This is a genomic window from Collimonas sp. GW821-FHT02H07, from assembly GCF_059421505.1.
The window spans coordinates 117251-140753 of the sequence record NZ_JBWKVC010000006.1 but is presented as its reverse complement, the minus strand read 5'-3'; the positions used below and the strand labels follow the sequence as shown (position 1 = coordinate 140753).

Genomic DNA, 23503 nt, shown 5'->3' with positions numbered 1-23503 from the left:
ATAAGATCGGTTGCCGCTTCTTGCAAAAACGGACTTGGCAGCTTGTGCAGCTCCTGCGGCAGCCGGCTGGCGCCGGTTCAGGCCAGGGACGTCCAAAGATGCTGCGCCGCGTAAGCACGCCATGGCCGCCAGGCTTCCGCCCGCGCGCTGAGCTCCTTGGCGTTCGGCCTGGCTCCTCCTTCATGCAGCGCAATCGCATTCATCAGGGCCACATCTGCCGCAGGGAAGGCATCCGGTTCGCGCAGATGCCGCAGCGCGAAGTATTGCGCGGTCCAGTCGCCGATGCCGGGCAATTCGCACAATGTCTGCACGGCTTCGGCCAGGCTGGCGCGGCTGTCCAGCAATTGCGGATCGGCCACCAGCGCGGCGGCCAGGGCTGACAAGGTGGCTGCGCGCGATTTCGGCATGCCGAGCGCCGCCAGGTCGGCTGCGGCCACGCTCGCCGGCTGGGGGAATACGTGGGTGAGCCCTGGGCGGTCCGGACAGGTTTCCTTTAACGCGACACCATGCTGCGCCGTCAGCTTTCCGGCCAGCCTGATGGCGCCGCTGACCGTAATTTGCTGTCCCAGCACCGCACGCATGGCCTGCTCAAAGCTATCCCAGGCGCCCGGTACGCGCAACCCCGGCCGCGCGGCAGTCAGCCGCGCCATCAGTGGATCTTCACCGAGCTGGCTGTTGATGATTTGCGGGTCGGCGGCGAGATCGAACATTCTTCTCAGACGGGCGATGATGGCCGCCAGCGATGCCAGGCGCGGGAAACGGATGGTGACTTGCAAGGCGTGGCCGGCGCCTTGCCGCACCAGTACCGTGCCCTGCGCGCCATCAAGGCTGATGCTGCGCGAATAGCAGCCGTCGGCCACCAGTTCCACGCCGGTGATCGCGCGCGCCTGTAAAAACGCCAGCATGGCCGGCCAGTCGTAAGGCGGATGGTAGCGCAGCAATAGCGTGACTTCGCCGTGCTTCCCGGCCGATTGATCGGGCTGGCTGCTGCGCCGCAAGGCGCCGGGCGGACGTTGGTAGAGGCCGTGGAATACTTCGTTGAAGCGGCGTACGCTGCCGAAGCCGGCGGCGAAGGCGATTTCGGTCAGCGGCATGCGGGTTTCGTGGATCAGCTGCTTGGCCAGCAGCACGCGCCGGGTCTGGGCTACCGTCGCCGGCGAGGCGCCTACGTGCTGCACGAACAGACGGCGCAGCTGGCGTTCACCGACGCCGAGCTGGTCCGCCAGCGCGTCCATGCCGGCGTCATCAAGGGCTCCCATTTCTATCAATGCTAGCGCACGCGCCACGGTGTGCGACACCCCGGTATTGGAAACGCCGCGCCAGGCGCCGGAATCGGGCGCAGCTTCGGGCCGGCAGCGCAAGCAGGGGCGGAAGCCGGCTTCCTGGGCGGCGGCGGCAGTGCGGAAAAAAACGACGTTGTCCGATTTGGCGGTACGCGCCGGGCAGATCGGCCGGCAATAGATGCCGGTAGTCTTGACGGCGACAAAGAAGCGGCCGTCGAAGCGCGCGTCGCGGCTGGCCAGCGCCCGGTAGCAGGTGTCGTGATCGAGTTCCATGGCGGCATGATCGCGCCATAGTTTTGTACTGTCTAGCGGTTTTCGGACATGGACATGACGACAATCATCATGAAAATGGCGAGGTCCGAAAAGCGCCAGTACGCGACATTCGGTGTTCATTCGTGAGTTGACCGATGTCGTCGCGCTGCAGCGCATCAGCAGCGCTGCGCCGCCCGATCAGCCTGATGGCGCTGCCGGGCGCACCCGCGGCGGGCGCTGTTTGCCGCCGGCGCGCAGCGCGCCAGCGGCAGCTGGGAAGCCATGCAGCGCAGTTTCCATGGCTTCGACCAGGCTGAGGCTCTATTTGCCGTTGAGGGCCGGCCATAGGCGCGGACCGCCGTCGCCGTAGCGGTCGTCAAAGCGTTTCAATACCGCTTCGCGCGAAGCATCGCTCAGGCTTGGATATTTGTCGCCCTGCTCGATGGCGGCATAGGCTTCGCCGGCCTTGGCAAGGTCGTCGGGGATATGGAAGCTGCTGACGAACTCCTGCTGCCATTGCTCAGTCACCTTGGCGACCAGCGCGGCACGCGCGGGATGGTTCAATACGCTGAATTCATCGGTGCCTGCCGTAATCCGCTGCACCGTTTCAGTCAATCCTTCCTCGGTCAACGGCGCCTTGGTGAATTCTTTAACGGCATGTGAGCCACTCGTCTTACTCATGTCACTCTCCTTGGGTTAAGTGGTGTGATGATGGACGGCCCGCTTGCCGCGGGCGGATGTTGCAGACTCGGTATTGTTTGGATTTTCCTGGGCTTTTTTTCGCAGAAAAAATCAGTGCTTGGTGAAAAAGCGTTCCTGCATTTCTTCCAGCCCGAGCGTGTGCAGCACTTCGTGCAGACGCTCGGTCGGTCGCTTGCGCGGCAGATTTTTGTAATTGGCGATAATCAATTCATTCTTCATCGAATGCTCCCAGCCGACCAGCTCGGTTACGCTGACCTGATAGCCATGCGCTTCCAGCTGCAGACAGCGCAGCACATTAGTGACCTGGCTGCCGAATTCCCGGGTGTGCAAGGGATGGCGCCAGATTTCGGTCAATGCATCCTTACCCAGCGACTTACCCTTGTTCTTTTTCAGCACAGAAGCCACTTCGGCCTGGCAGCAAGGCACCAGCACCATGAAGCGTGCCTGTTTCTTCAGGCCGAATTCGATCGCATCGTCCGTCGCGGTATTGCACGCATGCAATGCCGTGACGACATCGATCCGGTTCGGCAGCAAAGCGGACTCTATCGATTCCGCCACCGACAAATTCAGGAACGACATGCCTGGAAACTCCAGCCGCTGCGCCAGCTCCTGCGATTTCTTCACCAGCTCTTCGCGCGTCTCGATACCGAAGATGTGCGAATTGTCCTTGAGTGTCTTGAAGAACAGGTCGTAAAGAATGAATCCGAGGTAGGACTTGCCTGCCCCATGGTCAACCAGCTGTACGCCGCTTTGTTCCCGCTGAATCTCCTGCAGCAAGGGTTCAATGAATTGATATAGATGATATACCTGCTTGAGCTTGCGGCGGCTGTCCTGGTTCAATTTGCCGTCGCGCGTCAGGATATGCAGCTCTTTGAGCAGTTCTATCGATTGGCCGGGACGAATTTCGTGTTTGGGCGTTTGCTGCCCGGGGGAATTGGATTCTGATTTGATGCCGTTCATGGAGCTTGCTTTCTGTCGGCCAGGCTGGCCCGTTATCCCTCAAGTATAACGGCTTCAAGGACCAGAGGTCTTGAAACGCCAGCGCCCGGCCAAAAAAGCTAGCGCCGCTCCAGGTTCACGCGGCCCATCGTGCAAGAGTAACGGCCCAGCTCGATATCGTTGCGCAAGCCCATTTTTCTCATGGCCGAGGCTTTTTGCAAACCCACGGTCTTGACGCTCTTGTGGAGGCGGGAGGCTATTTCCCGCAGACTGTTGCCGACCACGTACATCTTCAGCACCTCGACTTCGCGCCTGGTCGGCGCTTTGCCGCTCGGGCCTTTCTTCAGCAGCAGCCGCGCCGCCTTGCTCACGTATGGGACGCGGCAAGAGCCTTCCACGACAGCGCGCCCCAGCTCGTTCATATCGTCGCTCTTGTGCACCACGCCGCTCACGCCGCTATTCGTAATCTGATACAGCACGGCCGGAATGTCGATGGTGGTCAGCACGATCAGCGCTATCGCCGGGTATTCGCACTTCAACTGGTTAAACAGGGCATAGCCGTCGCCGATCCGGTTGTTCGGCAGCGAAAACTCGGAAATGAGCATGTCGCAGGGCGTATCTTGCAGCCGCGCCGACAGTTCCGCAGTCGAGGTCGCCGTAGCCACCACCGCATAGCCAGGCGTCAGGTCGATATATTGCCGGACACCCGAAATAATGGCTGGGTGATCGTCGGCCAGGATGATTTTGATCATGGAGTTCCTCCCGAGAGTAAATGATTGAAGTAGCGCGCTAGGGATTTACTTATTGTTAAGGAATAGAAAGTATCCGGCTTACATGTTATTAAATATATATGCTAATTTCTTAAATGTGCAGTTGAATTGATAACTTAAATGCAAAATAGTTAATATTTAACCAGCAACCGCAAGTTGTTAGGATTTACGGAATACCGATCTTGCTGGACCAGGCCAGTCTGGTTTGGTTTTACCAAGGAGTACACACTGTGAAAATCATTCTTGCAGACGACCACCCCGTATTCACCGCCGGGGTGCGCGTTTATCTGAATCACTTGCCGGATTGCCGGGTAGTGGCCAGCGTTTCCAGCGCCGATGCGCTGGTCGAGTGCCTTGAATCAACCCCGTGCGATCTGGTCATCACCGAGTTTTCGATGCCGATGACGCGCGTCAGCGATGGCTTGCACCTGCTCTCGTACATACGGCGCCACCACCCGCATACATGGCTGGTAGTGCTGACCATGAATCACTTTCCGGTGGTGCTGCACCAGATCATCAATAGCGGCGTGAACGGCTTGCTGCACAAGAGCGACGCCATTCCCGAGATCGGCAAGACCATCCGGCATCTGGGTAACAGCACGCCTTACGTGGGCCCTTCGTTTGAGGCCTTGCTGCGCAACGGCATGGAGGAGCAAGCCAGATATCCGATCCCCAGTCCGCGCGAGACCGAGGTGCTGCGCCTGTACGTGGCGGGCAACAGTTTGCGCGATATCGCCACGCGCCTCAGCAAAAGCGTGAAGACGGTCAGCCTGCAAAAAGCATCAGCAATGAAAAAACTGGGTTTGCGCAACGATATCGAGCTGGGCCGCTACTGCGCCGCGGTCAGTGGCGACAATGTCCAGCCGGAAGGCCTGGAAGACTGGTTTCCGCCGGAGCCCGAAAGCGGCAGGCGGGTGCCCACGGCGTAAGGGTTCAGCGCTGCCGGCCGAGATCGAATATCTGCGTCATCGGCGTCCATTTTTCGCCCGCCGGGGTCCATGGCGTGGCAGCCTGGAACCGCCACATCAAGGTTTCCCATTCCTGCACCCTGGGATTGCCGCGGGCGGCAAGCGCCATCCGCTCTGCGCTGTAGACGGCGTCGTCGGTTTCCATCAGCATCACCAGCCGCGTGCCGAGGCGATAGATCTCCATGGCGAGCACGCCCTGCTGCCGCAGATGCGCAGCTATCTCGGGCCAGATCTCACGATGATATTGTTCGTATTCTTGAATCAGAGCCGGATCGTCTCGCAGATCCAGCGCCAGGCAGTAGCGCATATCGGCAGCTCCTTACAGTTCAGGCCCCAGTTCGACGAGCCGCCAGCCTGGGTAGATGTCATTTTTACAGGTCTATTGGCTGGACCAATAATAGCACGCCAAAAATCCCGGCGGCAACGCCTGAATCCCGCGGTCTATCTTGCTCGGACGGATTTCCCTCTCATCTGTTTCGACTGCCGGCGGCCCCGGCATGGCACAATATGAAAAATATCTTTCATTGCTGCCATGCCCATACAAGTCATCCATAACCGCCGCCTGTATCAACAAATCGCCGATCAGCTGCGCGACATGATTGACCGCGGCGAATACGGTCCCGGCGACAACCTGCCGCCCGAGCGGGAGCTGGCCAAGCAGTTCGGCGTCAGCCGCACTTCCGTGCGGGAGGCCTTGATTGCGCTGGAAGTCATCGGGATTGTCAGCGTGCGGGTCGGCAACGGCGTGATGGTGCTGCCGCCTGAAGAGCAGGCCACGGCCAAGGATGAAGCCAAGCCGTCGGCGCTGCAGCAGGCCGCGCGCCGCAGCGGCTGGGAAATCGATCCAGAACTCGACCTGGAAATCAGCCACGAGCTGGACGATGAAATCCCGCCGTTCAAGCTGCTGCAGGCGCGCCGTCTGGTTGAGCCGGAAACCGCCGCCCTCGCCGCCGTCAACGCCACTGACGAGCAGCTGCGCAGCATAGCCGCAGCGTATGCGCGCAATGTCGAAGACAACCGCAACGGTTCGCACACCCATCCCGGCGACCGCCTGTTCCATATCCGCATCGCCGAAGCCAGCGGCAACCCCGCCTATCTGCTGCTGGTCAGCCATCTGCTGGGCCGCAAGTACGGCATGATGTTCCAGCGCCTGCAAACGCTGTACACCTCGAAAGACATGCCGAACCGTTCAGAGCATGAACACCAGCTGATCCTGGAAGCGCTGCAGGCGCGCGATCCGGTGGCGGCGCGCAAGGCGATGCGCGCACACATGGATTCGGTGGTGAAGATTTTTTCCCGTTCCGTGCCGGAGCACAGCGTCAAATATCAACCGGATCCACTTCCAAAGACCACTTCGCGCGCGTCTTGATCTGCCGCAGTTCGGCCATCCAGTCGCTCAGGAAAGCCTGCAGGCCGGGACGCGACGGGCACTCGATCAGCAATTGCGCGCGGTCGACGTTGGCGACCCGGGTCATGGTCATCGGAATCGGATCATGCATGGTGATGCCCTCGTGCTCGATGCAATGGGCCGCCTGCTGCAGGAATTCAATCGCGGTTTCCAGCTCTTTCGCTTCTGCACGCAATAAAGCCTGATAGATATAAGGCGGCAGGCAGGCCTGCGCGCGCTCTTCCAGCAAGGATGTGGCGAAGTGATCGTAGTCGTGGGCGATCACGGCGGCATACAGCGGGTGCTGCGGATAACGGGTCTGGATCAGCACTTCGCTGGGACTGCCGCCCTCTTTCTGGGCGGCGCGGCCGGCGCGACCGGCCACCTGCATCAGCTGCGCAAACAACCGTTCGCTGGCGCGGTAGTCGTGGGAAAACAGCGCTGTATCGGGATTCAGGATGCCCACCAGCGTCAGGTTTTTGAAGTCATGTCCCTTGGCCACCATCTGGGTGCCGATCAGGATATCCACCTCGCCATTGTGGACGCTGTCGAATGCGGCTTGCGCACTGCCCTTGCGGCGGGTCGAATCGGCATCGATGCGCAGCACCCGCGCTTCCGGAAACATGGCTTGCAGCCCTTCTTCCAGTCTTTGCGTGCCGCGGCCGAGCGGCTGCAGATCGACGTTGCCGCAGGTCGGGCAGGATTTCGGGATGCGCAACTCCAGGCTGCAGTGATGGCAGCGCAGCCGATGCTCGGGTTTGTGCAGCACCATGAAAGAAGTGCAGCGGGTGCAGTTGCTGACCCAGCCGCAGGCGTCGCAGGCGATCACCGGCGCATAGCCGCGCCGGTTCAGGAACAGCAGCGACTGCTCGCCGCGCTCCAGCCTCTGCTTCAGTGCGCTGACCAGGGTCGAGGTCAGGCCTTCGCTGGGTTTGTCGCGCTCCATGTCGATCCGGCGCACCTTCGGCAACACCGCATCCTTGACCGCGCGCTCGCGCAATTCCAGTTTCTTGTAGCGGCCGGACTGCGCGTGATGCCAGGTTTCCAGCGACGGCGTGGCGGAGCCCAGCACGATCGGGATACTCAGCTGATGGGCGCGCCATACCGCCAGATCGCGCGCCGAATAGCGCAAGCCTTCTTGCTGCTTGTAGGAGGGATCGTGTTCCTCGTCGATGACGATGAGCTTCAAGTGCGGCAAGGAAGCGAGCACCGCCAGCCGAGTGCCCAGGATGATGCGCGCCTGTCCCAGGTGCGCCGCCAGCCAGTGGCGCATGCGTTCGCCTTCGGCCAGGCCGCTGTGCAGGGTGGCCACCGTGACGCCGGGAAAGCGGGCGCGGATATTCCCTTCCAGCTGCGGCGTCAGGTTAATTTCCGGCACCAGGATCAGGATTTGCGACAGGTTGTCGGCGCCGTTCTCGCCCTGCGCCAGAATCTGCGCCGCCGCCTGCAGGTAAACCTCAGTCTTGCCGCTGCCGGTGACGCCATATAAAAGGGTCGGCGCAAAACCGGTGGCGCCGGCGATCGCGTCGGCCGCCTGCTGCTGCGCCGGATTGAGGCGCGCCACGTCGATCGGCGTGGCGTCGTGGGCGCTGCCGGTCTGCTGCAATTTCTTCAATCCGCGGTCCAGGGCAACCGGCTTCAACGCCCGCAAGTTCTTCGGCAAGCCCGGCAAGGCCACCTCGCCCAGCGGCCGCTGATAGTAATCGGCGGCAAAGCGGCACAGCGCCAGCCATTGCGCCGACAAGGGCGGCAGCTGATGGCGTACGGCTTGTACATTTTTTAATTTTTCGACAGGAACGTCGCTCTCGTCGCTGAGGCCGACAATCATGCCGACCACTTCGCGCCTGCCGAACGACAGTTGCACCAGCTGGCCGACCTGCGGCAAAGGCTCGCTGTCGTCGCTGGCCTGCCAGAGATAATCGAAGCTGCTATCCAGGGGGGTATCGAGGACGATTTGAAGAATGCTTTGTTTCACGAACTTAATGTGATTCCCGAAGAAATAGGCTAACTGTCGGTTTCATAAGTGCTTTTGAAAGTGCCCGCGTTATCTGTGGATAACTTTGTGGACAACGTCAGCTACACATTCAAAAACAGCGTGTTTACATCTGATTCTGGCTTTTGCCATTACTGAAATAAAAATTAATATCTTTTTAAATCAAAGACTTAATTTATACGCTACGGACAGGAAAAATTTCCGGCGTATTTGAAAAATGGCCTTGCAGAAACTAAATTATGTGCATAACTAAATTTTGAATGTTCCAGAATGGAGCACAAAAAGGTAACATTCATGCCGGCATGCGAAACCGGCACGGTGCACCATCATGTGACTTTTTTCGTCGAATCCATCCCATTTTGTTCCGGAAAAATTGGCGGCGCGTCAACTGTGGCTAAATCATCAAGATTTCAAATTCCCGAGATTTCACTTAAAGTAAAACATGAGGAAACGCCCTAAGCATCGGTTTCATAAGCGCTTTTCAAATTATCCACAATGTCTGTGGATAACTTTGTGGGTAACCTGCTCTTGACAGGCTGCAGCCTCATATTTGATGCGGGTTTCAATAAATTGCCTAAACTAAAAGCAGAAAATATACCCTTAAAAATCAAATACTTACAAAACACAATCCATCTGCAAAATAAAAATATCGATATAAATAATTACCGTGGTGCAGCAGATTTATTTTGTGCATAACTAGCGGCTATGGATATCCGCAGCCGTACTGAATGTGTTATGCGTGACGCTGTGTGACAATAAAATTTTCCACAAGGAAATCTAAAACCCGCTTTGCCAATCCTATGCGCGCAGCTTGTGGCTGATTTCGTGGACCGCATCGACCATCACCGCCACCGATTCCGGCGGCGTAAATTGCGAAATGCCGTGGCCGAGGTTGAAAACGTGGCCGTGACCGGCTTGCGGCGTGCCATAGGCGTTCAGCAAGCGGCTGACTTCGCTGCGGATCTGTTCAGGATTGGCAAACAGCACGGCTGGATCGAGATTGCCCTGCAGGGCGACGCGGTCGCCGACGCGGGCGCGCGCTTGCGCCAGGTTGACGCTCCAGTCGAGGCCGACAGCATCGGCGCCGATGTCGGCGATCTCTTCCAGCCAGAGGCCGCCGCCCTTGGTAAAGACGATCGCAGGAATCGGCACGCCGTCTTTCTCGCGCTTGAGCTGGGACATCACCTGGCGCATGTAGTCCAGCGAAAATTCCTGGTAGGCGCCATCCGCCAGCGCCCCGCCCCACGAATCGAAAATCATCACGGCCTGCGCGCCGGCATCGATTTGCGCGTTCAAATAGGCCGCCACCGCCGCCGCGTTGGTGCTGAGCACGTGGTGCATCAGGTCCGGGCGGTTGTACAGCATGGTCTTGACGGTATGGAACTCGCGCGAACCCTCGCCTTCCACCATATAGCAGGCCAGAGTCCAGGGGCTGCCGGCAAAACCGATCAGCGGCACGCGGCCGTCCAGTTCAGTGCGGATTTGCGTAACGGCCTTGAAAACGTAGTCCAGCTTGGCCAGATCCGGCGCCTGCAGCGCCATGACGTCTTTTTCATCGCGCAGCGGGCGCTGGAACTTGGGACCTTCGCCGTCGGCGAAATACAAACCCAGCCCCATGGCGTCCGGCACTGTCAGGATGTCGGAAAACAGGATGGCGGCATCCAGCGGGAAGCGGTCCAGCGGCTGCAGCGTGACTTCGGTGGCGTAATCGGGATTGGTCGCCAGGCCCATGAAAGACCCGGCGCGGCTGCGGGTTTTGCGATATTCCGGCAGGTAGCGGCCAGCCTGACGCATCAGCCACAGCGGCGTGTATTCGGTCGGCTGGCGCAGCAGCGCGCGCAGGAAGGTATCGTTCTTCAGGGGGGCGAATTGTGACATATGAGGCAGTATGAATGCGTGTGATAACAGCCCATTATCTCATCCTAAGCCCCGGCTGCGGCAACGCTTTGCCATATGAGCGGTATCAGGGCCGGTCAAGCTGCGCGCCGCCCGGTGCGCCGCGACCAGGTCATCGAGGAAGGCTTGCAGCACTTCGCCGCGGCTGGACTGGCGCCGCAGCACCATGTGCAGGGTGACGTCATAGCACAGCACCGTGGGATGCAGCGGCGCCAGCAATCCCTGCTCCACCAGCGGCGCGGCAAAATGCTCCGGCAGAAAACCGAGATGCCGGCCCGACAGCAGCAACACCGCGACCGCTTCCATATTGTCGGCCAGGGCAGTCACGCGCGCCGGCGCAAAACCACCGTCCGCGCCATCGGCTTCCGGCAAGGGATAGCTGCGCCAGACCCAGTCGTGTTCGGCCACCGCGGCCCGGCTCAGCTTGCCGGCCTGCCCGAACAGCGGATGGCCGGCGGCGCAATACGCTACCTGATGCTCTGAATACAGCGGCACATATTCCAGGTTCGGCAAACGATGCCAGAAGTAGCCGATGCCGAGATCGAGCCGGCCGTTGATCACTTCTTCCTCAAGCTGGCCCGGCGCCAGCACCGCCAGCGACAAGGTCACCGCCTCGTCCCTGGCGCGGAACCTGGCGATGGCCTGGCTCAGGCGGGCATTGGCGCTGATGGCGGCGTGGCCGATCAGGCCCAGTTGAAGCTTGCCGGCCAGCTTGCGGCCGATCTGCCGCGCATTCAGGCAAAAGTGGTCGATATTTTCGATCAGGCGGCGGCTGCTCAACGCGAACTGCTCGCCGCGTGGGGTCAGGCGGAAACCGGCGCGGCCGCGCTCGCACAGGCGAAAGCCGAGCCGTGTTTCCAGCGTCGCCAGCTGGGTGCTGATGGTGGACTGGCTGACATTCAACGTGGTCTGGGCGGCGGAAATGCCGCCGGCATCCAGCACCGACAGAAAAACACGGATCAGGCGCAGGTCGAGATCGGATAGCTGGTTGAGCATGCTTGGCGGCGGGAGGGGGCGGGGATCAGATCGATCATACATCTATCGTAATCAATGTAAACACATCATTACACTGATTTTTAATAAAGTGGTTTGCCGCTAGAGTAGCCGTCACAAGCCATTTCTAACGTCGCGCCCTTCCCCGCCCCGGAGACCATCATGTCGGAAACCCCACTTTACCAGCCGCTAGGCGGCAACGACATGCCGCGTTTCGGCGGCATCGCCACCATGATGCGCTTGCCGCATGTGGCCAGCAGCGCCGGACTGGACGCCGGCTTCGTCGGCGTGCCGTTCGACCTCGGCACCTCGAACCGCTCCGGCGCCCGTTTCGGCCCGCGCCAGATCCGCAGCGAATCGGTGCTGCTGCGGCCTTACAACATGGCGACCCGGGCGGCGCCCTTCGATGCCTTGCGCGTGGCCGACCTGGGCGACGTCGCCATCAATCCGTATAACCTGCTCGATTCGATCCGGCTGATCGAAAATGCCTACGACGGCATCGTCGCCTCCGGCTGCCGTCCGATTTCGCTGGGCGGCGACCATACCATCGCGCTGCCCATCCTGCGCGCGCTGCATCGCAAATACGGCAAGATCGGCCTGATCCATGTCGATGCCCATGCCGATGTCAACGACACCATGTTCGGCGAAAAGATTGCGCATGGCACGCCATTCCGCCGCGCCGTCGAAGAAGGCTTGCTGGATTGCCGGCGCGTGGTGCAGATCGGCTTGCGCGGCACCGGTTATACAGCGGAAGATTTCGACTGGTGCCGCGACCAGGGTTTCAAGGTGGTGCAGGTGGAAGAATGCTGGAACAAGTCGCTGGCGCCGCTGATGGAGGAAGTGCGGGCCCGCGTGGCCGGCGGTCCGGTGTACCTGAGTTTCGATATCGACGGCATCGATCCGGCTTACGCGCCCGGCACCGGCACCCCGGAAATCGCCGGCCTGACCGTGCCGCAGGCGCTGGAAATCATCCGCGGCGCCTGGGGCCTGGACATCGTCGGCGCCGATCTGGTGGAGGTATCGCCGCCGTACGATCCGCTCGGCACCACCGCTTTGCTGGGTGCCAACCTGGCGTACGAGATGCTGTGCGTGCTGCCTGGCGTGCCGCGCCGCTGATAATTTCGCCGCGATAAAGTAAGCGCTGGCACTCGCTTCAAGCCAGTATTTATCGATATCTCTTCTTGAAATCGCGCGGACTGACACCCTTGGCCGCGCGAAACTGGCGGTTGAAATGGGCCAGGTTGCGGTAGCCGGCTTCCTGCGCGATCACGCCTATCGCCTTGTCGGTCTGGATCAGTTGCTGGCAGGCGCTGCCGATTCTCAGCTGGGCCAGGTAAGCGGTCACGGTGAGCTGGGTATGGCGTTTGAAAAAGCGATGAAACGCCCCCACCGAGAGCGCTGCCCTTTCGGCCAGCAGCCCCAGCGGAACCGCCGTCTGGAAATTGTCGTGCAGGTAATCCAGCACCTTGCCCATGCGCTGGCGCTGCGCATCGACCGCGATCGAAGCCGACGCCACCGACGCCAGCGGCCGCGCCTGCTGATCTTGCGCCAGCAGCAGCAATAGTTCCAGCAACAAGGGCAAGCGCTGCGCCGGCGCTAGTTTCTCCATGCGCAGCATCAGGGGCCTGGCGCCGTCCGCTATCTCCGCCGAGAACTGCAAGCCGCGGTCGGCGCGCTTGCCCAGCTGCAGCAGCCCGGCCAGTTCCGGCAGGCTGGTTTGCAGCTGCACCAGCCAGTCCTTCGAAAACCACACCACCACCGCCAGCATCTGCCGCTCGGGAGCAATGCGTTCACTGGCCGACCAGGTGTGCGGCAGGTTCGGACCGAGCAAGATCAGGTCGCCATCCGCGAAATCGGCCAGGTGGTCGCCGACATAGCGCTGCCCGCGCGCGTTCAAAGTCAGGGTCAGTTCGAATTCCGGATGGTAGTGCCATAGGAAAGGCAGTTCGGGCAGCTCACGCCACAGCAGCCGCCAGGACTGTCCGGGGGACAGGCTGAGATGTTCGTATTGCGGTCGCATACTGACCTTAAGTTGAGCAATAACATCAGAATAGTATCAATAAGCGGCATTTGCGGTGAAATCTCCCACCGGGGGCGGGCGCAGAATCGAACTGCCCCGCCCTATAAAACCGATACGGAGATTCCATGAACCAGCCCCAAGCGGAACAACGCCTCAGCAACCCGTCCGTGCTGTATCCCGACCAGGCGCAACTGCGCGACATCCGCAAAACCCTGCCGCTGCGGGTGCTGACCGCCTCCGATTTCTATCACTGGCAAACCTACGGCTATGTGATCGTCAGGAATGCCGTCAGCGCCGCACAGGTGCAGCGCACCGCCGATTTCCTGTGGGAGTTCCAGGAGCTCGATCCGCATGCGCCCGAGACCTGGAACCGGGCGCAGCTGCGCGATCATGAAATGACCGAGCTGAACGGTTCCGGCATGGTCGAGGCCTATCACCACCAGACCTTCTGGGACAATCGCCAGACGCCGCGCGTGGTCGATGCCTTCGTCGACATCTGGGATCGCGAAGACCTGTGGGTAACCATAGACCGCGCCAACCTGAATACGCCGAACCAGGGCGCGCGCCGCTTCGGCGGCTTCATCCACTGGGATGCCGATACCTCGGTCGAGCCGCTGCCGGTCAACGTCCAGGGCGTACTGGCGCTGTCCGACACCACGCCGGAAGGCGGCGGCTTCCAATGCATCCCGGAGCTGTTCCAGCACTTCAGCGCATGGCGCAAGAGCGCGCCCAAGGACCGCAATCCCTGGCGTCCGGAAGTGGCATCGCTACCGTGGGAAGTGAAATTCATTCCGATGAAAGCCGGCGACCTGCTGATCTTCAACAGCCTGCTGGCGCACGGCATCCGGCCGAACACATCGGCCGACCAGGTGCGGCTGGCGCAGTACATCGCGTTCACGCCGGCGCGCGAAGAGCAGACCGACTTGCGGCAATGGCGGCTCGACAGCTGGCGCCAGCGCACGCCGCCGGACAGCTATGCCTTTCCCGGCGATCCGCGCGAATGGGAAAAAACTCGCTATCCGCTGGCGCAGCTGAGCGAACTGGGTGAAAAAATCCTCGGCCTGCGCAACTGGTAAGCCATACGCGGGCGCGGTCGCATATGGTGCGACTGGTAGCGATATCGTTCGTTGCGGCTCTGATAAAAAAAAACTAACAATGAAATGATTGCCCTCTGAATGGTCGGAGGCGGTCATTGTTCATTTGTGAACGTTTTGATACTTATGGAGCTTCTATGACTACCACGCTACAAAAAACATCGCTGTTTCAAGAAGCCGGGATGACATCGACCATGTTTTCCCACGGTGCCTCATCGCCCCTTTCACCTAAGATCTTCCGGCACTCGATTGACATTTACCTGAAGGATTCCAACGCCACCGGCAATATCTACTTTGCCCGCTACTTTGAATGGCAAGGCATCTGCCGCGAGCGTTGGTTCTTCGAATGCATTTCCGCCGACATGCTGGCGCCGCTGGGCGTATTCATCACCAAGGACGCACAGCAGAAATATATCCACGAGACCTTTGCCTTCCAGAAGGTGGAGTGCGAAGTCAGCACGGCCGCCATCAAGCAATGCTCGTTTTCCTTATTGTTTCAATTTTTTGTGGAAGGAAGACTGGTGTCCACCGGCCATCAGCAGATCGTCTTCGCCAACAAGGACAAGAAGATCAGCCGCTTGCCGGAGCACATCCTCGAAAAAATCCGGCAGTATGAAAACCCAAGAACGGTAGCACTGCTCTCCAGCTAGGACCGAGGGCGCGGCCGTCCGGTTCGTCCGGGCGGCCTGCAGGCCTAGTGTCGCGACGCTAGGCCTGCGCGACCGCCGCAACCGCCGGGAATTCCAGCGTGAAGCGCGTATATTCGCCGGCTGCCGATTCGCAGCGGATGCTGCCGCCGAACACCGCCATCACCTGATGGCAGAACGCCAGTCCGATGCCGGAACCGGCGCCCTTCTTGGTCGTATAGTGGGCGTCGAAAATATGCGGCAGGACATTGGCGGCGATGCCGGCGCCGGTGTCGGTAAAGCAGAGGACATTGAATTTCCCCGCGCGCGTGGTCGAGATGCTGATCTCGCCCTTGGATGCCGCCTTCAGCGCGTACAGGGAATTCTTCAGCAGGTTGAACAGGACAAACACGAACAGCCGGTCCGAACCGAAGAATGCGTAATCCTCCATGACAGCCAGGTAGATCTTGGCGCGCTCGCCCCTCTCGAAGGGATAGCGCTCCAGCGCCTCGTCGACCAGCTGCACCACCGAGTAGTTGGCAAAGGCGTCAGTATCGATGCGATCCAGCTTGGCCGAGGCCAGCATCATGTCGATCACCACCGTCGTGCGGTCGACTTCCTGTGTAATCGAATTGGTGGCCTTCGACAGCTGCTTGACCGTATCCGGCCTGATCGACGGCGCCAGCAGACCGTGTTCCACCGCCAGCCGGTAGCCCTCCAGCAAGGTCGGCAGGGACTGCTCCATGCCCTTCGCCAGCATGCGGATCGACGTCAGCGGCGTGCGCATTTCATGGCCGACCGTGCTGGCGACGGTCATCGGGTCCAGCAGGTGATGGCGGACGATGGCGACCGACATGACGCCCAGGCTGACCGCGATGAACAGGACGCCGGGCGGATAGAATTCGATGCCGTAGTTGCACAGGTAATCGACGGCGGCGAAGAAGTAAATCAGTATCGCGCCTATGCACAGGCGCATCTTGATGCGTTTGCCGAGTTCGGCCACCTGCTGCTCGCGGTAGGTGATGTACAGCCCGCGGTTCACCACGATGACCGTTTGCAGCACGTGCAGCGGATGCAGCAGCCCGGCCTTTGGGTAGTAACCCCAGAAATACTGGTAGTAGCCGGACACCAGCAGATCCGATCCCAGCAGGAAAATCGCCAGGACGGCGGCGAAAGCGTAGGAGGCATAGACGTACTTGCGCTCCGTGGTGCGTTCGCAGATCTCGGTGAGGAAATGGTAGAGGCTGGTCGGCAGGAACAGGATCAGCAGGTAGCCGAACTTCACCACGAACATCGCCATGTGCGGATCGCGCAAGGTAAACAGGAAGGCCCAGGTGCCTTGCCAGAATGCCGAGGTAATGCACAGCACCAGGAAGCTGATGCCGATGCGCGTGAAACCCTTGGTGCATACCACGTACAGGCCGTAGGCCAGGAAGATCGAAGCAACGACTGCGGGCAGTATCGAATACATGGACGACGATCCGGATGAATGCTTAGGCTATAAAGTGCGCCGATGCCATGCAATGACGGCTGCCTGGCGTGGCTCGGCGCATACGCTGCGAGAACTGGGTCCTTCTTTGCTCGAATCAGTAAATTTACAGCCGTTCTTGCTTTGAGGCAAGATTTTGGCGCAAACCATTTTATCCAGGATCGCTTTACCGCGGCCGCCAACGGACAGCAAGGCGTATGGCAGCCATGGATAAAAAATAATAATAATGCAAATTCGGTATAGCGGTGATCCGATCAATTGCGCCCCGGGATTCGGGGCGCGGCGGGATTATCCGCCGGCAGGGAGCCCGGCGCGCCAGGCAGTTGAAACCGTCTGGAAGAATATCAGAAAAACAAGGAAAAAGACGCGGCGAGGCTGTCCTGCTTATTCGCTAGGCGTCATCGCCAGGCCGCTGTTGCGCTCTATCGATGCCGACCACAGGGTCAGGCCGAGCGCCAGCGCTACCAGCGCCACGCCGACATAGGGCAAGGTGGTCAGCTGGAAACCGGCGCCGATCGCCATGCCGCCAAACCAGGCGCCGCCGGCGTTGCCCAGGTTGAAGGCGCCCTGGTTCAGGGTCGACGCCAGGTTCGGCGCCGCGCTGGCGCGCTCCACCACCAGCACCTGCAGCGGCGGCACAATCGCAAAGGCCAGCACGCCCCAGACAAAAATCGTGACCACTGCCGGCAAGGGCGTGCGCATGGTCAGGGTAAACACCGTCAGGACCAGCGCCAGCGCCACCAGGAAACCGATCAGCGACGGCAGCAGGCGCCAGTCGGCCAGCTTGCCGCCGAGCGCGCTGCCCACGGTCAGGCCGAGGCCGAACACCAGCAGCACCAGGGTCACCGCATGCGGGGTCAGCCCGGTGACGTCTTCCAGGATCGGCGTGATGTAGGTGAATACGGAAAACAGGCTGGCCGAGGCCAGCGCGCTGATCGCCAGCACCATCACCACTTGCCGGTCCTTGAGCACGGCGAATTCCTGCAGCAGGCTGGTCTTTTGCATGTCGATCTTCTTCGGCAGCCACAGTGCCAGCGCCAGCGCCGCCAGCACGCCGATCACCGTCACCGCCCAGAAGGTCGAACGCCAGCCCAGCTGCTGGCCGAGCGCGGTGCCGAACGGCACGCCCAGCACATTGGCCAGGGTCAGGCCAGCGAACATCAGGGCGATCGCCTGCGCGCGCCGGTTCGGCGGCACCAGGCCGGCCGCCACCACCGAGCCGATGCCGAAAAACGCGCCGTGGCAAAACGCCGTCACCACCCGCGCCAGCATCAGCACCGCGTAGTTCGGCGACAAGGCGCACAGCACGTTGCCGATGATGAACAGACCGATCAGGCTCAGCAGCGCCGTGCGGCGCGGCATGTTGGCGGTGGCGATGGCGACGATGGGCGCGCCGATGGTGACGCCCAGCGCATAGCCGGTCACCAGCATCCCTGCCGCCGGAATGGTCACCCCCAGATCGCGCGCCACGTCGGGCAGCAGGCCCATGATGACGAACTCCGTCGTACCGATGCCGAAAGCGGCAACAGCAAGGGCAAATAGGGGCAAAGACAGCATGATGATCGTCCGGAAATGGAACCGCCGAATTGCAGGAATTGCGCGGCAGTCAAAGGCGCGCACCGGGAACCATGGTGCGAAGCAACATTATAGCAATCGCGGTTTATTTGTGTTAGCGCTACCAGATTTGTGCGATGAAATCTGGCAGCGAACGTGAAAAGTGTTGGATTTTTGCGATAAAAAGCGGGCGGCAGGCGGCGCTGCCAGGAATAAAAAAATGCCTCCCCAGCTTTCGCAAGCCCGAGAGGCATTGACCCATAAAGATGCTATTGCTGCGCTATACGCTGTAGCGCATAAGCGATGACATCGGATCGCGGCCCTGCCGCCCCTGCCAGATCCCGGCAGGGCCGCCTGGCGTTTCCCTTATTTGGCCGGGAAAACTGTCGGGTTGGCCGTGATGTAGGCGTTCAGGTTATCGACGTTCAAGCTGCCGAAGCCTGTCGCGGCGCTCCATCCGGATGCAGCGGCCTTCATCCCTGGATACGTTGCGCTCCAGCCGTTGTATTCGATAGCGTCGCCGTCCACCGTGGCGCTGGTCACAGGGAACACCAGATTCGCGTTCGATGGAATCGCCGCGTACAAGGCCGAGCTAGGGAAGCCCAGGTTATTGCCGTGCGCCGACTCCAGGCGCGACCAGAAGCCGGCGAACATCGGCGCCGCCATGCTGGTGCCGCCGACCACGCCGGCCGAGGTGCCGCCGTTGTTGGCGGCAGTGACGTAGATGTAGGTGCCGCTGGCCGAGGCCGCATCGAATACGATATCAGGCAGACCACGCGTGGTGTGGCCGCTGCCGACGATGCTTGCAGTCTGCCAGCTTGGCGCGGTCTCATACTTGCTGAAGCCGCCGCCGGAAGACCAGATACGCACGGCGCTGCCGACGCCGGTGGCCGCTGTGCCTTCATTCCACACTGCCTGGCCGTTATAGGCGCCGGCCGAAGTCGTGAACAACGCTGTGCCGCCCACCGCAACCACATACGGCGAGCTGGCAGGCTCGCTGACGTCATAAGTCTTTTTCTTGGTGGTAGTGTTCGCCACGCCGGGATTGCCTTGCGAATCGGTATCGCAGTTGTAAGGACCGGCATCGCCGGAGGCGACCGAGAAGGTGATCCCTTGCGCTACGCCTTGTTCAAACACGGCGTCATCCGCCGCTTGCGCGCCGGAAGCCTTGGCCGAAGCCTCGCACTCGCCCAGCGACACGTTGACCACGCTGGCGACGTTGGCGGTCACGGCAGCGTTATAGGCAGCGTTCAGCGGCGCATCTTGCATCGATGTGGCAGTGTAGAAAATCAGTTGCTTGACGCCGCCCGCGGCGCCGTAGATCACCTGGCTGTCCAGCGCCCATTCGACTTCGCCGGACTCGTCGGAAGTCTGGCCGCCGACGTAGACCACGGTAGGCGTCAGTTTCGGCAAGCTCGGGTTATTGTTGAGGAAGGTCTGGAAATCGTTCAGGGTGTACGTCATGTCGCCTTCGGAGATCGTGCCGACCACCGCGTTGGAAGCGGCCGGCGTGGTGACGGCGTTATAGATCCCCGGGTATTGCACCGGCGTGTGCGATGTCTGCGTGCCGGCGGCAGCTTGCACGATGCTCTTTTGGGCGCCATGCACGCCGCTGTGCGTCACGTGGTGGATCGCCGCATTTTGCAGGCCCAGCACCGAGCCGATGATGGTCCCCAGTTCCGGCGGCACCTGGGCGGCCGTTTCATTGGCGTACACGTCGCGGCCTTCATGCGTAAAGCGTTTCAGGGAAGTGTTGAACGCCTGCTTGATGGTGGCGGCGGTGCCGTCGGCGCTCACCAGCAAGCGATTCGAACTGACGCTGATATTCTTGAAGCCGGCTTTGCTCAAGTGCGCGGTGACGGCGTCCACTTGCGCCTGCGTAGGCGAATACTGCTCGGCGAACTGCGCCGGCGTCAGGAACTTGTGAAACACCGGACTGCCTGGCGTGTAGAGTTCTTTGACGAAGTTGTCCAGCTGCGCCTTGTTGCGCAGCTGCAGGCTGACGGTGACGCTCTTCTCTTCACCTTGCGCCATGTCGACCGCGATCTGGTCGGCGGTGACGGCAAGGCCGTTGCTGTCGTGCGTCTGCACCCGCGGCAGGAACGCCTCGGTCTTGGTCGATACCCAGCTTGAGGTATCGGTGGCGGCCTGCGCCGCCATGCCGATACATGCCAGGGAGAGCGCCACTGCCAGTGCTGAAACGCGCGGGAGCGCAAAGTCCCCTGCTTTTGCTGCTGATGCCTTCGATTTCATCTTCTTCTTCCTCTTAAAGTAAGCAACATGGAAACAACGTGGAAACAGCTTGCGACAACGCTTGGGCGCACCTCGCCATACACCCGGATTGCGATGCATGCGCGATGCAGCCTCCCTGCAGCCTGGAATCATGGGCAGGCACAAACGACAGATGTGCGAAACCATCGGCTTGCAAAAAGCGGCCTTGCGGTGGATATGCCTAGCGTCTGATTTGCGCCGCTTTTTTGCGACGCGGTGTTAACGAACTGCTAGTTCGTTATTGGGACGGCCGCTGCGTGATCTTTGGCGATCGCGCAAGCTGTGCCGGAATCTGGAAGAAGAGCGGATGATAAGCATCCAGAGAATGTTCGGATTGCGACTGCAGAAACACTGTCAGTTCCAAAGACGTCATGCCGGTCATCACTATTCCCTTTTAAGGACCATCGATACGACAGCATTACGCTTGTGGGGTAAGTGTCGCTGCAAAAAAATCTGTTTCTCCGCCTGTCTGAAATTGCAAATTACGGCCCCAGCATAAGTCTTAAATTTCCATGCTGCAATATTTACTTACCCGTTTTTACAATTTGTTTCATCTTAAAAAAATCGGAAAAATCCGCAGCCCCGCAGGATACAGAAAGATATATTTAAATACAGGAATATACATGGGGTGCCAGGCTGAAAAGCCGCATGAATACTGGCTTGCGGGCTTTTCAGGCTGCTGCATTATGGTGCATTTTCAGATTGAAAAATGCCATGTTGATTTGATAGTGCAGAACAGCATTTACATCTTCCGAACGCATGAAACTGCTTTTTAAAACAATCTGTTTTCACGCAATAAGCACTGCCCGCGAGCGGGCGTAATGGATCTGCGGCGATCGCACCTGGTCGATATCACCGCGGACGAATGTGCACTTGCTGTCTGTCAGCTGCTGATCAGATACCGCCCATGCATAAATATTTGATCACCTGGTAATCCTCTATCCCATACTTCGATCCCTCGCGGCCCAGGCCGGATTGCTTGACGCCCCCGAATGGTGCGACTTCATTGGAAATCAGACCGGTGTTGATGCCCACCATGCCGCTCTCCAGGCCTTCGGCAACGCGCCAGATGCGGCCGATGTCGCGCGAGTAGAAATAGCTGGCGAGTCCGAATTCGGTATCGTTGGCCAGCGCCACCGCTTCCTCGTCCGTCTTGAAGCGAAACAGCGGCGCCATCGGGCCGAAGGTTTCCTCACGCGCCACCATCATGCCGGCCGTCACGTCGGCCAGCACGGTCGGCTCGAAGAAGCTGTGGCCGAGCGCATGGCGCTTGCCGCCGGCCAGCAGGCGCGCGCCTTTCGCCAGCGCATCGGCGATGTGCTGCTCAACCTTGAGCACCGCCTTTTCGTCGATCAGCGGGCCCTGGGTGACGCCTTCCTGCAGGCCGTTGCCGACTTTCAGCCGCGCTACGGCAGCCACCAGCTTGGCGGCGAAAGCATCGTAGACGCCGTCCTGCACGTACAGGCGATTGGCGCAGACGCAGGTTTGTCCGGCGTTGCGGTACTTGGACGCCATCGCGCCTTCTACCGCGGCATCCAGGTCGGCGTCGTCAAACACGATGAACGGCGCGTTGCCGCCCAGTTCCAGCGACAGTTTCTTGACGGTGGCGGCGCACTGTTCCATCAGCAGTCGGCCGACGCCGGTGGAACCGGTGAAAGTCAGCTTGCGCACGATTGGATTGCCGGTCATTTCCGCGCCGATTTCACGCGCGGCGCCGGTCACCACGCTGAACACGCCGGGCGGGATGCCGGCACGTTCGGCCAGCACCGCCAGCGCCAGCGCCGAGAACGGCGTCGACTCCGCCGGCTTGAGCACCATGGTGCAGCCGGCCGCCAGCGCAGGGCCGGCCTTGCGAGTAATCATCGCTGCCGGGAAGTTCCACGGCGTGATGGCCGCGCACACGCCGATCGGTTCCTTCACCACCACGATGCGCGTGCCCGGAGTCGGCGATGGAATAGTGTCGCCGCCGGCACGCTTGCCCTCTTCCGCAAACCACTCGATGAACGAGGCAGCGTAGGCGATTTCACCACGCGACTCGGCCAGCGGCTTGCCTTGCTCGGTGGTCATGATCAGCGCAAGGTCGTCCAGATTGGCCAGCATCAGGTCGTTCCATTTGCGCAGGATGATGCTGCGTTCCTTGGCCGTCTTGCGCCGCCACAGGCGCCAGGCCTCATTGGCGGCGGCGATCGCGCGCCTGGTCTCGGCGGCGCCCATCAGCGGCACGCTGCCGATGGTTTCGCCGGTGGCCGGATTGGTGACCGCATGCGTAGCGCCGCCATCGGCGTTGCACCATTCGCCATTCACATAGGCTTGCTGGCGGAACAATGAGGGATCTTTTAATTTCATCACGAGGTAACTCCTATGAACGGGGAAGACCGGCGTATCGGGCTGCGATATGCCGGCCGGAAAGCGGTGGCCAACGGCCAGAGGCTATATCTTGGCGAGCGCCTTGTTGCGCCCGCGTATCCACTCCAGCACCAGCAACAGGCAGGTCGAAAACACGATCAGGATGGTAGCCAGCGCGGCGATGGTCGGACTGATGTTTTCCTTGATGCCGGTAAACATCTGGCGCGGCAGCGTGGCTTGTCCGGGACCGGCGACAAACAAGGTTACCACCACATCGTCGAACGAAGTGGCGAAGGCAAACAAGGCGCCGGAGATCAAACCCGGCGCGATCACCGGCAAGGTAATGCGGAAGAAGGTCGAGAGCGGATTGGCGCCCAGGCTGAGGCTGGCGCGCACCAGATTCTGGTTGAAACCCTGCAGGGTAGCCAGCACCGTCGTCACCACGAACGGCGCGCCCAGCGCGGCATGCGCCAGTATCAGGCCGGTATAGCTGTCGGACAAGCCGATCTGCGCAAAGAACAGATAGACGCCGACGCCAACCACCACTACCGGCACCACCATGGGCGAGATCAGCACCGCCATCAGTAAACCCTTGCCGCGGAAATCGGCCTTGTTCAAGCCGACCGCGGCCAGCGTGCCGAGGATGGTCGCCAGCACAGTCGCCAATGGCGCGACGATGAAACTGTTCCTGGCAGCGCTGACCCATTCATCCGAGTGCACCAGGTTTTGATACCAGCGCATGGAAAAACCGTGGATCGGATATACCAGGAAAGTGCTGTCGCTGAACGACAGCGGAATGATCACCAGTATCGGCAGCAGCAGGAACAGCAGCACCAGCAGGTTGAAGCCGCGCGAAAAGAAAAACCAGACGCGTTCGGTCAAAGAGACATAGGGCGGGAACTGCGGAAATATTTTCATCT

Annotated in this window: 20 protein-coding genes; 6 read left to right on the top strand and 14 right to left on the bottom strand. The window is 60.5% G+C overall.

Annotation, left to right across the window (positions count from 1 at the left end; genetic code table 11):
- Nucleotides 1–77 precede the first annotated feature (77 nt).
- From AC07V8_RS11650 to AC07V8_RS11635, 4 genes are all read right to left on the bottom strand, one after another.
- Nucleotides 78–1556, bottom strand: a complete 1479-nt coding sequence (locus AC07V8_RS11650) for a DNA-3-methyladenine glycosylase 2 family protein (RefSeq protein ID WP_494678388.1) — start codon at nucleotides 1554–1556, stop codon at nucleotides 78–80.
- Nucleotides 1557–1856: 300 nt separating this feature from the next.
- Nucleotides 1857–2216, bottom strand: coding sequence for a hypothetical protein (locus tag AC07V8_RS11645; protein WP_494678389.1), 360 nt, complete (start codon nucleotides 2214–2216; stop codon nucleotides 1857–1859).
- A 111-nt stretch (nucleotides 2217–2327) separates the two neighbouring features.
- A complete protein-coding gene (locus tag AC07V8_RS11640) occupies nucleotides 2328–3197 on the bottom strand; it encodes a class I SAM-dependent methyltransferase (RefSeq protein ID WP_494678390.1) in 870 nt (289 codons plus the stop codon).
- Between the two features lie 98 nt (nucleotides 3198–3295).
- Complete coding sequence (locus AC07V8_RS11635; protein ID WP_494678391.1) at nucleotides 3296–3928, bottom strand: response regulator; 633 nt, start codon at nucleotides 3926–3928, stop codon at nucleotides 3296–3298.
- A gap of 248 nt (nucleotides 3929–4176) precedes the next feature.
- Between AC07V8_RS11635 and AC07V8_RS11630 the strand changes: the two genes are divergently transcribed.
- Complete coding sequence (locus tag AC07V8_RS11630) at nucleotides 4177–4875, top strand: response regulator (protein ID WP_494678392.1); 699 nt, start codon at nucleotides 4177–4179, stop codon at nucleotides 4873–4875.
- Between the two features lie 4 nt (nucleotides 4876–4879).
- On the opposite strand, the gene AC07V8_RS11625 is transcribed toward AC07V8_RS11630, so the two are convergent.
- The gene (locus tag AC07V8_RS11625) at nucleotides 4880–5221 is read right to left on the bottom strand and encodes an L-rhamnose mutarotase (protein ID WP_494678393.1); all 342 of its coding nucleotides are present in this window, start codon (nucleotides 5219–5221) and stop codon (nucleotides 4880–4882) included.
- Between the two features lie 225 nt (nucleotides 5222–5446).
- Between AC07V8_RS11625 and AC07V8_RS11620 the strand changes: the two genes are divergently transcribed.
- On the top strand, nucleotides 5447–6283 hold the full coding sequence (locus tag AC07V8_RS11620; RefSeq protein ID WP_494678394.1) for a FadR/GntR family transcriptional regulator: 837 nt from the start codon (nucleotides 5447–5449) through the stop codon (nucleotides 6281–6283).
- Here the strand turns inward: AC07V8_RS11620 and AC07V8_RS11615 are convergent.
- On the bottom strand, nucleotides 6234–8276 hold the full coding sequence (locus AC07V8_RS11615; RefSeq protein ID WP_494678395.1) for a primosomal protein N': 2043 nt from the start codon (nucleotides 8274–8276) through the stop codon (nucleotides 6234–6236). The genes AC07V8_RS11620 and AC07V8_RS11615 overlap by 50 nt on opposite strands.
- A 531-nt stretch (nucleotides 8277–8807) precedes the next feature.
- Between AC07V8_RS11615 and AC07V8_RS11610 the strand changes: the two genes are divergently transcribed.
- Nucleotides 8808–8990, top strand: coding sequence for a hypothetical protein (locus AC07V8_RS11610; RefSeq protein ID WP_494678396.1), 183 nt, complete (start codon nucleotides 8808–8810; stop codon nucleotides 8988–8990).
- A 102-nt stretch (nucleotides 8991–9092) separates the two neighbouring features.
- Here AC07V8_RS11610 and hemE read toward each other — a convergent pair whose 3' ends face one another.
- Nucleotides 9093–10172: a uroporphyrinogen decarboxylase gene (gene hemE / locus AC07V8_RS11605; protein WP_494678397.1), complete on the bottom strand. Its 1080-nt coding sequence runs from the start codon at nucleotides 10170–10172 to the stop codon at nucleotides 9093–9095.
- Nucleotides 10173–10211: 39 nt separating this feature from the next.
- A complete protein-coding gene (locus AC07V8_RS11600) occupies nucleotides 10212–11186 on the bottom strand; it encodes a LysR family transcriptional regulator (RefSeq protein ID WP_494678398.1) in 975 nt (324 codons plus the stop codon).
- 159 nt (nucleotides 11187–11345) lie between these two features.
- On the opposite strand from AC07V8_RS11600, the gene speB reads away from it, so the two are divergent.
- Entirely contained in the window at nucleotides 11346–12299 is a 954-nt protein-coding gene (gene speB, locus AC07V8_RS11595; RefSeq protein WP_494678399.1) for an agmatinase, read from the top strand.
- Between the two features lie 49 nt (nucleotides 12300–12348).
- Here the strand turns inward: speB and AC07V8_RS11590 are convergent, their stop codons facing one another.
- Nucleotides 12349–13203: a cupin domain-containing protein gene (locus AC07V8_RS11590; RefSeq protein WP_494678400.1), complete on the bottom strand. Its 855-nt coding sequence runs from the start codon at nucleotides 13201–13203 to the stop codon at nucleotides 12349–12351.
- A gap of 125 nt (nucleotides 13204–13328) precedes the next feature.
- Between AC07V8_RS11590 and AC07V8_RS11585 the strand changes: the two genes are divergently transcribed.
- Nucleotides 13329–14279: a phytanoyl-CoA dioxygenase family protein gene (locus tag AC07V8_RS11585; RefSeq protein WP_494678401.1), complete on the top strand. Its 951-nt coding sequence runs from the start codon at nucleotides 13329–13331 to the stop codon at nucleotides 14277–14279.
- A 200-nt stretch (nucleotides 14280–14479) separates the two neighbouring features.
- On the top strand, nucleotides 14480–14947 hold the full coding sequence (locus tag AC07V8_RS11580) for an acyl-CoA thioesterase (protein WP_494678501.1): 468 nt from the start codon (nucleotides 14480–14482) through the stop codon (nucleotides 14945–14947).
- 58 nt (nucleotides 14948–15005) lie between these two features.
- Here the strand turns inward: AC07V8_RS11580 and AC07V8_RS11575 are convergent, their stop codons facing one another.
- The 5 genes from AC07V8_RS11575 to AC07V8_RS11555 all read right to left on the bottom strand — a co-directional run bounded on the left by AC07V8_RS11575 (nucleotide 15006) and on the right by AC07V8_RS11555 (nucleotide 23501).
- Nucleotides 15006–16394: a sensor histidine kinase gene (locus AC07V8_RS11575; protein WP_494678402.1), complete on the bottom strand. Its 1389-nt coding sequence runs from the start codon at nucleotides 16392–16394 to the stop codon at nucleotides 15006–15008.
- A gap of 402 nt (nucleotides 16395–16796) precedes the next feature.
- Entirely contained in the window at nucleotides 16797–17966 is a 1170-nt protein-coding gene (locus tag AC07V8_RS11570) for an MFS transporter (protein ID WP_494678502.1), read from the bottom strand.
- Between the two features lie 366 nt (nucleotides 17967–18332).
- Complete coding sequence (locus AC07V8_RS11565) at nucleotides 18333–20219, bottom strand: S53 family peptidase (protein ID WP_494678403.1); 1887 nt, start codon at nucleotides 20217–20219, stop codon at nucleotides 18333–18335.
- A gap of 912 nt (nucleotides 20220–21131) precedes the next feature.
- Nucleotides 21132–22586 carry an NADP-dependent succinate-semialdehyde dehydrogenase gene (gene gabD, locus AC07V8_RS11560; RefSeq protein ID WP_494678404.1) on the bottom strand — a complete coding sequence of 485 codons (1455 nt, stop codon included), beginning with the start codon at nucleotides 22584–22586 and terminating at the stop codon, nucleotides 21132–21134.
- Nucleotides 22587–22667: 81 nt separating this feature from the next.
- The gene (locus tag AC07V8_RS11555) at nucleotides 22668–23501 is read right to left on the bottom strand and encodes an ABC transporter permease (RefSeq protein WP_494678405.1); all 834 of its coding nucleotides are present in this window, start codon (nucleotides 23499–23501) and stop codon (nucleotides 22668–22670) included.
- Between the last annotated feature and the right edge of the window lie 2 nt (nucleotides 23502–23503).

Coding starts and splice junctions, on each gene's coding strand:
- AC07V8_RS11650 (WP_494678388.1), bottom strand. CDS start 1,556: ATGGAACTCGATCACGACACCTGCTACCGGGCGCTGGCCAGCCGCGAC.
- AC07V8_RS11645 (WP_494678389.1), bottom strand. CDS start 2,216: ATGAGTAAGACGAGTGGCTCACATGCCGTTAAAGAATTCACCAAGGCG.
- AC07V8_RS11640 (WP_494678390.1), bottom strand. CDS start 3,197: ATGAACGGCATCAAATCAGAATCCAATTCCCCCGGGCAGCAAACGCCC.
- AC07V8_RS11635 (WP_494678391.1), bottom strand. CDS start 3,928: ATGATCAAAATCATCCTGGCCGACGATCACCCAGCCATTATTTCGGGT.
- AC07V8_RS11625 (WP_494678393.1), bottom strand. CDS start 5,221: ATGCGCTACTGCCTGGCGCTGGATCTGCGAGACGATCCGGCTCTGATT.
- AC07V8_RS11620 (WP_494678394.1), top strand. CDS start 5,447: ATGCCCATACAAGTCATCCATAACCGCCGCCTGTATCAACAAATCGCC.
- hemE (WP_494678397.1), bottom strand. CDS start 10,172: ATGTCACAATTCGCCCCCCTGAAGAACGATACCTTCCTGCGCGCGCTG.
- AC07V8_RS11600 (WP_494678398.1), bottom strand. CDS start 11,186: ATGCTCAACCAGCTATCCGATCTCGACCTGCGCCTGATCCGTGTTTTT.
- speB (WP_494678399.1), top strand. CDS start 11,346: ATGTCGGAAACCCCACTTTACCAGCCGCTAGGCGGCAACGACATGCCG.
- AC07V8_RS11590 (WP_494678400.1), bottom strand. CDS start 13,203: ATGCGACCGCAATACGAACATCTCAGCCTGTCCCCCGGACAGTCCTGG.
- AC07V8_RS11585 (WP_494678401.1), top strand. CDS start 13,329: ATGAACCAGCCCCAAGCGGAACAACGCCTCAGCAACCCGTCCGTGCTG.
- AC07V8_RS11580 (WP_494678501.1), top strand. CDS start 14,480: ATGACATCGACCATGTTTTCCCACGGTGCCTCATCGCCCCTTTCACCT.
- AC07V8_RS11575 (WP_494678402.1), bottom strand. CDS start 16,394: ATGTATTCGATACTGCCCGCAGTCGTTGCTTCGATCTTCCTGGCCTAC.
- AC07V8_RS11565 (WP_494678403.1), bottom strand. CDS start 20,219: ATGAAATCGAAGGCATCAGCAGCAAAAGCAGGGGACTTTGCGCTCCCG.
- AC07V8_RS11555 (WP_494678405.1), bottom strand. CDS start 23,501: ATGAAAATATTTCCGCAGTTCCCGCCCTATGTCTCTTTGACCGAACGC.